Annotated in this window: 2 protein-coding genes; both read left to right on the top strand. The window is 75.0% G+C overall.

Annotation, left to right across the window (positions count from 1 at the left end; all coding sequences use genetic code 11):
- Nucleotides 1-4,317: type I polyketide synthase (locus MXD58_RS11295; protein ID WP_250609293.1), on the top strand; the 4,317-nt coding region annotated here is incomplete at its 5' end.
- A gap of 86 nt (nt 4,318-4,403) precedes the next feature.
- Nucleotides 4,404-10,640: type I polyketide synthase (locus tag MXD58_RS11290; protein ID WP_250609292.1), on the top strand; the 6,237-nt coding region annotated here is incomplete at its 3' end.

Genomic DNA, 10,640 nt, shown 5'->3' with positions numbered 1-10,640 from the left:
GTGTGGCCGCTGTCGGCGCGCGGCGGACCGGCACTCGCCGTGCAGGCCGCGCGGCTGCTCACGTGGCTCGACGAGCACCCGCGGGCACGCCCCGCCGATGTCGGGTTCTCGCTCGCGACGACGCGTGGCACGCTCCCGCATCGCGCCGCCGTCGTCGGATCGGACGCGCAACGGCTGCGTGCGGGTCTCACGGTGGTCGCCGAGGGGCGGGCCGGCACCGGGATCGCCGGCGTGGTCGCGGGGCGGGGTGGCTCCGACGGCCGGCTCGCCTTCCTGTTCACCGGGCAGGGCAGCCAGCGGGCGGGGATGGGCCGGGCGCTCGCCGACGTCCACCCCGTGTTCGCGGACGCCCTGGACGAGATCGGCGCCCACCTCGACCCACATCTTGACGGCGCCTCGACTCGCGCGGTGATGTTCGCCGCGGCGGGCACCCCGCAGGCGCGGGAGCTGGACCACACCGCCCACACCCAGCCGGCGCTGTTCGCGTTCGAGGTCGCGCTGTTCCGGCTCCTCGCCAGCTGGGGGATCGTCCCGGACGTTCTGCTCGGCCACTCGATCGGGGAGCTCGCGGCCGCCCATGTCGCCGGGGTGCTGTCGCTGGCGGACGCCTGTGCGCTGGTCGCGGCGCGGGGCCGGCTGATGGGAGAGCTGCCCGCCGGCGGCGCGATGCTGTCGGTGTCGACGTCCGAGGACGTGGTGCTGGCGGCGATCGACGGTCTCGGGGACCGGGTGGGGATCGCCGCGCTCAACGGCCCCCGGACCACGGTGGTCTCCGGTGATGCCGACGCCGTCGAGGAACTGGCGGCCCGCTGGGCGGACGAGGGCCATCGGGTCCGCCGCCTGCGGGTCGGTCATGCCTTCCACTCCCCACGGATGGACCCGATCCTGGACCGGTTCGGTGCCCTCGCGGGCACGCTCGACTACGCCCCGCCGACGATCCCGATCGTCTCCAACGTCACCGGACGCCTCGCCACCGCCGAGGAGCTCTGCTCGCCGGACTACTGGGTGCGCCACGTCCGCCAGGCCGTCCGCTTCCACGACGGGGTACGCGAGCTGGACCGGATCGGTGTGCGCACGCATCTGGAGCTGGGACCCGACGGCGTGCTGACCGCGATGGGCGAGCAGATCCGGCCACCGGAGGCGGCGGTGTGGGTTCCGGCCCTGCGCCGGGACACACCCGAACCGGTGGCGCTCGCGACCGCGCTGGCATCCCTGCACGTCCACGGGGTGGACGTCGACTGGCCCGCGGTGTTCGCCGGCGCCGACGCCCGCCGGGTCGACCTGCCGACCTACGCCTTCCAACGGGAGCGGTACTGGCTCGACGCCCCACCGGTGACGGGTGTTCCCGCCGGTTTCACGGCTACGGGCCATCCGCTGCTCGGCGCGGCTGTCGAACTTCCCGAATCCGACGGCTGGCTGTTCACCGGCCAGCTCGGGGCGCGGACGGCGCCCTGGCTCGCCGACCATGCGGTGTCGGGGATGATCCTGGTGCCGGGCACCGCCTTTGTCGAGCTTGCGATCCGGGCGGGGGAGCAGGTCGACTGCGACCGCATCGACGAGCTGACGTTGCAGGCGCCGCTGGTGCTCCCGGCCGACGGGGCGGTGTCGGTCCAGGTGACCGTCGGCGGCCCTGACGCGGACGGCGCACGCCCGGTCACCGTCCACTCCCGCCCGGCGGACTCCGGGGACGGGACCTGGACGCGGCACGCCACCGGCATCGTGTCCCCGGCGGCTGCCGTACCGGCGGGCACAGTACCGGCGGGCACAGCACCGGCGGGCACAGCACCGGCAGGTGCAGTACCGGCGGAGGACGGGTCGGCGGCGGATCTGCGGGACTGGCCGCCGGCCGATGCGCAGCTGTTGGACACCGGGGACCTGTACGAGCGCCTGGCCGCGAACGGGTTCGACTACGGTCCCGCCTTCCGTGGTCTGCGGGCCGCCTGGCGGCGCGGGCCGGAGATCTTCGGTGAGGTGAGCCTGCCCGACGCCCAGCGTGCCGAGGCGGCGGCGTTCCGCCTGCACCCCGCGCTGCTCGACGCCGCTCTGCACACCGTCGCCTTCACCATGCGGGAGGGCGACGGCGGGGTCCTGCCGTTCTCGTGGACCGGCGTTCGGCTGCACGCCACCGGCGCGTCGGCGCTGCGGGTCAGGATCACGCCGACCGGGTCGGGTGGTGTGGCCGTCGTGGTCGCAGCCCCCACCGGGCACCCGGTGGCCGTCGTGGAGTCGCTGGTGCTGCGGCCGGTCGCCGCGGCGGCGCTGACCGGTGTGCCGGCCGCGCAGGACGGCCCGTTCCGGCTGCGCTGGTCCGCCCTGCCGGCGGCCACGACCGTGCCCCTGCCCCGGGCGGCGGAACCCACCGGCCGCGGATCCTGGACGCTGCTCATCCGGGCGGACGGTTCCCCGGGGGAGACGGCGATCCTAGCCAGCCTGCGCGCCACCGGGATGACGACGGTGGTGGCGTCCGATCTGGCCACGGTGCTTGGTGGAGGCTCCGGGACGGGCGCGCCCGAGGTTGTCCTCGCGCCCTTCGCCGGTGAGCCCGGCGCCGGGACCGGCCGTGCCGACACTAAGGGCACCGGTATCGCGGGCACCGGTATCGCGGGCACCGGTATCGCGGGCACGGGCGTCGCCGGTACGGGCATCGCAGCCGCCGATCTGGTCGGCGCGGCGGTGCGGGCGGCCACCCGCTGGGCGCTCGCGCTCGTGCACACCTGGCTGTCCGGCGCCGGCCCGGCTGGTCGGCTCGTCGTCGTCACCCGGGGTGCCGTCGCCACGGACGGCACCGACGCGGCACCCGACCTGGCCCAGGCCGCGGTGTGGGGGCTGGTGCGCTCGGCGCAGGCGGAGCATCCCGACCGTTTCGTCCTGCTGGACCTGGACGACCAGGCCGCCTCGGTCGAGGCGGTCGCGGCAGCGGTCACGACGGCGGTCGCGGCGGGCGAGCCGCAGCTGGCACTGCGCCGCGGCGAGCCGTTCGCGGCCCGGCTGGCCCGTGTGGACCAGACCGGGGACCGGCCGTCACCTGGCTGGGATCCCGAGGCGACGGTGCTGGTCACCGGGGCGACCGGCGCCCTGGGCAGCGTGCTGGCCCGCCATCTGGTGGCCACCTACGGCGTCCGGCACCTGCTGCTGGTCGGGCGGCGCGGGCCCGGGGCACCCGGCGCCACCGAGCTGACCGCGGACCTCGTCGCGCTCGGAGCCCAGGTGACCCTGGTCGCCGCTGATGTCGCCGACCGCGGGGAACTCGCCGCACTGCTTGCCGCGATCCCGGCCGAACACCCCCTGGGGGCGGTCGTGCACGCCGCGGGTGCGCTCGACGACGGGATGATCTCCGCGCTCACCCCCGAACGTCTCGACCTGGTCCTGCGTCCCAAGGTGGACGCCGTGCTGCACCTGCACGAGCTGACCGCGGACCGCCCGCTCTCGGCGTTCGTGCTCGCCTCCTCGCTCGCGGGCACCTTCGGCGGGGCCGGGCAGGCGAACTACGCGGCGGCGAACGCCTTCCTCGACGCCTTCGCCACGCGGCGTCGGGCGGCCGGCCTGCCGGCGGTCTCGATGGGCTGGGGCCTATGGGCTCGCCGCGGCGCGATGACCGGCAAGCTCGGGGACGCGGACCTGCGCCGGCTCGCCCGCGGCGGGATCGTCGCCTTGTCGGACGACCAGGGCCTGGCGCTGTTCGACACCGCGCTCGCGGTGAACGAGGCACACCTGCTCACGGCCCGACTCGACGTCGACGCGGTCCGCCGGGCGCCGGGTCCGGTACCCGCCCTGTACCGGGCGCTGGTGGCCGGGGCGCGGCGGCCGGGGGCGGACACGTCGACGTCCCGGGTCGACGTCGGCGCGGATCTGCGGCGGCGACTGGGGGAGCTGGCCGGGTCCGGCCGCGGGGAGCTGCTGCGCGAGCTCGTGCGCACGCACGCCGCCGGCGTACTCGGATATCCCGACGGCCGCTCGGTCGAGGTCGACCGGGGGCTGCTGGAGCTGGGCTTCGACTCGTTGACCGCGGTGGACCTGCGTAACCGGCTCGGTGCGGCGACGGGTCTGCGGCTACCGGCGACGCTGCTGTTCGACTACCCGACCGTCCGCGAACTGGCCGACCACCTCGCGGAGGAACTCGTGCCGGCGTCCACCGTCCCGGCGTCCGACCCGCTGGCCGGCCCCGCCGACCTCGACGGCCGCACCGGCCGCACCGACCGCACCGATCCGGATGGCAGTCCCGGTCACACCGACCTGGACGACGCCGCCGACCGCATCGAATCCGCCAGCGACGACGAGATCTTCGCCTTCATCGACGAGGAACTCGGGACGGACTGACCGCGTCATCCCACGGCGCCGTCCGACGACGTCAGCGATTCCCACCCGGCTGGCCCCACCCGCGTAGAAAGCGATGGCACCACACGGTGAACGAGGACAAGCTCCGGGACTATCTCAAGCGCGTCACGACCGACCTGCACCGGACCCGTCGACGCCTCGACGAGCTGTCGACCCGGCACCAGGAGCCGATCGCGATCGTCGCGATGAGCTGCCGGTATCCGGGTGGGGTGCGGTCGCCGGAGGAGCTGTGGGAGCTGGTGGCCGGTGGGGTGGACGCGGTGGGTCCGTTCCCGGTGGACCGGGGGTGGGATCTGGACGCCCTTTTCGACCCGGACCCCGACCATCCGGGGACGTCCTACGCCCGAGAGGGCGGGTTCATCGACGACGTCGCCGGCTTCGACGCCGACTTCTTCGGGATCTCGCCGCGGGAGGCGCTGGCGATGGACCCGCAGCAGCGGCTGCTGCTGGAGACCAGCTGGGAGGTCTTCGAGCGGGCCGGGATCGACCCGCGTTCGGTGCGGGGCAGCCAGACCGGTGTCTTCGCCGGGGTCTCCTACGCCGACTACCGCACCCGCGTCGGCGCGGTGCCCCGCGACATCGAGGGGTATCTGAGCAGCGGCAACTCGGGCAGCATCGCCTCGGGCCGGCTCGCCTACGTCCTCGGGCTGCGCGGACCGGCCGTCACCGTCGACACCGCCTGCTCGTCGTCGCTGGTGGCGATGCACCTCGCCGGGCAGGCCCTGCGCCAGGGCGACTGCGAGCTGGCCGTCGCCGCCGGCGCGATGGTGATGTCCACCCCGGTGGCGTTCGTCGAGTTCAGCCGGCAGCGGGGGCTTGCACCCGACGGCCGGTGCCGGTCGTTCGCGGCGTCGGCGGGTGGCACCGGCTGGGGCGAGGGCGTCGGCGTCCTGCTGCTGGAACGGCTCTCGGACGCGCGCCGTAACGGTCATCCGGTGCTGGCGCTGGTGCGGGGAACGGCGGTGAACTCCGACGGGGCGAGCAGCCGGCTGACGGCACCCAACGGTCCGGCGCAACGGCGGGTGATCCAGCACGCCCTCGCGAACGCCCGGCTCGGCGTGGACGAGATCGACGTGGTGGAGGCACACGGTACCGGCACCCCGCTGGGTGATCCGATCGAGGCGCAGGCGTTGCTGGCGACCTACGGGCAGGGCCGGGACGCGGATCGCCCGTTGCTGGTGGGGTCGTTCAAGTCGAACGTCGGGCACACGCAGGCGGCGGCGGGCGTCGGCGGTGTGATCAAGATGGTGCTGGCGATGCGGCACGGGGTGGTGCCCAGGACGTTGCACGTCGACGAGCCGACTCCGAACGTCGACTGGTCGTCGGGCGCCGTCCGGCTGGCGACCGAGGCCACGCCGTGGCCCGAGACCGGGCGTCCGCGTCGGTCGGCCGTGTCGTCGTTCGGCTTCAGCGGCACGAACTCCCACGTCGTCCTGGAGGCGGCGCCGCCAGATGAGCCGGCGGACGGGCCGGCGGACGGGCCGGCGGACACCGGGGAGGCGGCGGGCGATCCCCCGTCCGCGGCCGACCTCGCCTGGGTGGTGTCGGGCCGGGACGAGGTCGCGCTGGCGGCGCAGGCGCAGCGCCTGCACGCGCACGTGGTGGCCCGGCCGGAGCTGGGTCTGGCCGACGTCGGTCTCTCCCTGGTCACCGGCCGGTCGACGTTCGCGCGTCGGGCGGTGGTCGTGGCCGGGGACCGGGCGGGTCTGCTGGCCGGTCTGGCGGAACTGGCCGGTTCGGAAGGGCTGGCGGGTTCGGAAGGACCGGCGGGTTCCGAAGGACCGGCGGCGGGTGTGGTGTCGGGTGCGGCGGTGGCCGAGCCGAGGCCGGTGTTCGTGTTCCCGGGGCAGGGCGCGCAGTGGGCGGGGATGGCGGTGGAGCTGCTGGGGTTCAGCGCGGTGTTCCGGGCCCGGGTGCAGGAGTGCGCGGCGGCGCTCGAGCCGTATGTGGACTGGTCGGTGGCGGACGTGCTGCGTGGGGTCGAAGGCGCGCCGGACCTCGAGCGGGTGGACGTGGTGCAGCCGGTGTCGTGGGCGGTGATGGTGTCGCTGGCGGCGTTGTGGCGGGCGCACGGGGTGGTGCCGTCGGCGGTGGTGGGGCATTCGCAGGGGGAGATCGCGGCGGCGTGTGTGGCCGGGGCGTTGAGCCTGGCCGACGGCGCGCGGGTGGTGGCGGTGCGCAGCCGGCTGGTGGCAGCCGAGCTGTCCGGTCAGGGCGCGATGGCCTCGGTGGTGCTGCCGGTGGCGCAGGTGCACCGTCGGGTCTCGCCGTGGGGCGACCGGCTCGCGGTGGCGGCGGTGAACGGGCCGTCGTCGACGGTGGTGTCGGGTGATCCGCAGGCGTTGGACGAGTTCCTGGCCGACTGCGAAGCGGACGGGGTGCGGGCCCGACGAATACCGGTGGACTACGCCTCGCACTGCGCCCAGGTGGACGGGGTGGGCGAGCAGCTGTCGTCCGCGTTGGCGGAAATCACCCCGCGGGCACCGGAGGTGCCGTTCTTCTCGACGGTGACCGGGGAACGGGTGGACACGGCGACGCTGGACGCCGGGTACTGGGTCGCGAACCTGCGGCAGCCGGTGCTGTTCGAGGACACGGTCCGGGCGCTGCTCACGGCGGGGCTGGAGACCTTCGTCGAGGTCAGTCCGCACCCGGTGTTGACGGTGGGTGTGCAGGAGACCATCGACACGGTGGCGGACTCCACGGCGGTGGTGTTCGGGACGCTGCGGCGGGGCGAGGGCGGTCCGGGGCGTTTCCTGACCAGCCTGGCCGAGGCGTTCGTCCGGGGTGTTCCGGTCGACTGGACACCCGTGTTCGCCGGCGCGGCCCGGCGGGTCGATCTGCCCACCTACGCCTTCCGGACACGGCGGTACTGGCTGGAGTCGACGGGACCCGGGGCCACCGACGTCGCCGCCGCGGGACAGGGCGTCGTCGGTCATCCACTGCTCGGTGCGGCGCTCTCCTTGGCGGACGGCGACGGTGGGGTCCTGCTCACCGGACGACTCGCGCGCAGCAGCCATCCCTGGCTCGCCGACCACGCGGTCGCGGGCACCGTCTGGCTGCCGGGCACGGCGCTGCTCGAACTGGCGATCCAGGCCGGGGAGCACGCCGGTCGCCCGCACGTCGACGAGCTCACCCTGCACACCCCGCTGGTCATCGGGCCCGGGGACGCAGTGCAGATCCAGGTCATGCTCGCGGCTCCGGACGCGGGCGGCGGACGGGCGGTGACGGTGCACTCCCGCGTCGCACCCGCCGACCCCGCCATCGACGCCGACGACGAGCCATGGACCTGTCATGCCACCGGCGTGCTGACCATCGACGGCCCGCCGGCCGCGGACCTGCGGTCGGCCGGCGGCGAGGACGCCCTGACCATCTGGCCGCCCGTCGGCGGCGTGCCCCTCGACATCACCGACCTGTACGAGGACCTCGCCCGCGCCGGGTTCGACTACGGGCCGGCCTTCCAGGGCCTGCACCGGGCCTGGAGCGTCGGCGACGACATCTGCGCGGAAGTCGGCCTGCCCGCGCGGCAGCAGGACGAGGCTGCTCGGTTCGGCCTGCATCCGGCGCTGCTGGACGCGGCCCTGCACGCGATCGGTCTCGGCCTGCTGCCCGGCTCCACCGCCGGGTCGGTGCCGTTCTCCTGGGGGAACGTGTCGCTGCACGCCGCGGGGGCCGGTCGGCTGCGGGTGCGGCTCACCCGCACCGGTCCGGACACGGTCTCCCTGATCGCCGCGGACGACACCGGTCGGCCGGTCGTCTCTGTCGGGTCGCTGCTGGTCCGTCCGATCAACACGGCCGACCTCCCGAAAGCTGCCGCAGGCCCGCACGACTCGCTGTTCCGCCAGGAGTGGGTCGCGGTCGCACCCCCGGAGATGCCCGCGATCATCCCGACCGGCGCCGGGCACTGGGCGGTGCTCGGCCCGGCCTCGCCGCGGCCCGACGGCCTCGACGTCCACGCCGACCTCGGCTCCCTGACGGCCTCGGTGGACGCCGGCGGCGAGCCGCCCGCCGTTCTCGTCGCCTTCGCGCCCCCGCCCGTCATCGAGAGCGCGACTGACGTCGGACACCCCGGGGTCGGAGACGTCGCCGGGCGGGCGCGCATGACGTCGCACTGGGCGCTTGATCTGCTGCGGGGCTGGTTGTCGGACGAGCGGTTCGCCTCGTCGCGGCTCGTTCTGGTCACCGACGGCGCGGTGTCGACCGGATCGGACGATCCGCTGCGCGATCCGGGTGCCGCCGCCGCCTGGGGGCTCGCCCGTTCGGCCCAGTCGGAGCACCCCGACCGGATCATCCTCGTCGACACCGATGGCCTGGCCGGAGCACCCGGCACGGCCGCACGGCCCGGCATGGCGGAGGGACTCGACCCGGCCGGCGGGCACGACGTCGATCTCGACGTGAGCGCGCTGTACCGGGATCTCCGAGCGGTGGTGGAGACGGGAGAGCCGCGGGTCGCGGTGCGCGCGGGCGAGCTGCGGGCTGCCCGGCTGGCGCGGGTGCCCCGCCTGGACGAGCCGTCACCGGCCGCCGTCGCGGCGGACGACCCGGCCCGGTGGAACCCCGAGGGCACGGTGCTGATCACCGGTGCGACCGGCGTGCTGGGCAACGCCCTGGCCCGCCACCTCGTCTCGGCGCACGGCGTCCGGCATCTGCTGCTGGTCTCCCGCCGCGGCGCCGAGGCCCCCGAGGCCGGGCAGCTCGTGGCCGATCTCGCGGATCTCGGCGCGAGCGCCACCCTGGCCGGCTGCGACGTGGCGGATCGGCCGGCGCTCGCCGGGCTGCTGGCGTCCGTGCCGGCGCAACACCCGCTCACCGCGGTGGTGCACACCGCCGGAGTCCTCGACGACGGCGTCATCACGACGATGACCTCCGAGATGCTCGACCGGGTGCTGCGTCCGAAGGTGGACGCGACCTGGCACCTGCACGACCTGACCCGGAACCTGGACCTGTCGGGGTTCGTCCTGTTCTCCTCGGCCGCCGCGGTCTTCGGCGGCCCCGGTCAGGGCAACTACGCCGCGGCCAACGCCGTCCTCGACGCGTTCGCCGCCTGGCGGCGCGCCGCTGGGCTCCCGGCGGTGTCGATGGGGTGGGGGCTGTGGGAGCGCCGTGGCGGGATGACCGGCCACCTCGGCGGGTCCGACGTGCGCCGGTTGACCCGCGGTGGCCTGCAACCGCTGTCCACCGAGCAGGGACTCGCGCTGTTCGACGCCGCGCTCGAGAGTGGCGAGGCTGCCGTCGCACCGATGCGGCTCGATCTGGCTGCCCTGCGGGCTCAGATCGTCGCGACCACGGTGCCGCACCTGCTGCGGGGCCTGATCCGTCCCCGGGTGCGGCGGGCCGCGACGGTGCAGGCCGCGGACGGCGTCCCCGTCGCGGGCGAGGACGCGGGTTCGGCGGCCGGGCTCGCCCGCCGGGTTGCCGGCCTGCCGGTGGCCGACGGTGACGCGGTGCTGCTCACGATCGTGCAGGCGGCGGTGGCCGCGGTGCTCGGCCACGACTCCCCGCGGTCCGTTGACACCGCTCGCGCCTTCAGGGACCTCGGTTTCGACTCGCTGACGGCCGTCGAACTGCGCAACCGGCTGGGTGCCGCGACCGGTGTCCGGCTGCCGGTGACGCTCGTGTTCGACTACCCCACCCCCGCGGCTCTGGTCGGCCACCTGCGGGACAGGCTGCTCGACGCGCCGGCGGCCGCGGTGCCGTCCGCCCTCCTGCCCGCGGTGCCGGCCGCGGCCGACGACCCGATCGTGATCGTGGCGATGAGCTGCCGGTATCCGGGTGGGGTGCGGTCGCCGGAGGAGCTGTGGGAGCTGGTGGCCGGTGGGGTGGACGCGGTGGGTCCGTTCCCGGCGGACCGGGGCTGGGACCTGGAGGCCCTCTACGACCCGGACCCCGACCATCCGGGGACGTCCTACGCCCGTGAGGGCGGGTTCGTCGACGGCTTCAACCGGTTCGATCCGGCGTTCTTCGGGATCTCGCCGCGGGAGGCGCTGGCGATGGACCCGCAGCAGCGGCTGCTGCTGACGACGTCGTGGGAGGCCTTCGAGCGGGCCGGGATCGATCCGGGGACGTTGCGGGGCAGCCAGACCGGGGTGTTCGTCGGCCTCATGTCGCAGGACTACGCGGCGCGGATCACCACCGTTCCCGAGGATCTCGAGGGCTATCTGGGCACCGGCACCGCGGGCAGCGTCGTCTCTGGCCGCCTCGCCTACACCTTCGGTCTGGAGGGGCCGGCACTGACGGTGGACACGGCGTGTTCGTCGTCGTTGGTGGCGTTGCATCTGGCGGTGCGGGCGTTGCGGTCGGGGGAGTGC

Source organism: Frankia sp. AgKG'84/4 (genome assembly GCF_023242965.2).
Lineage (GTDB): Bacteria > Actinomycetota > Actinomycetes > Frankiales > Frankiaceae > Frankia.
The sequence above is the reverse complement of the archived record's forward strand: the minus strand, read 5'-3'. Positions and strand labels throughout refer to the sequence as shown.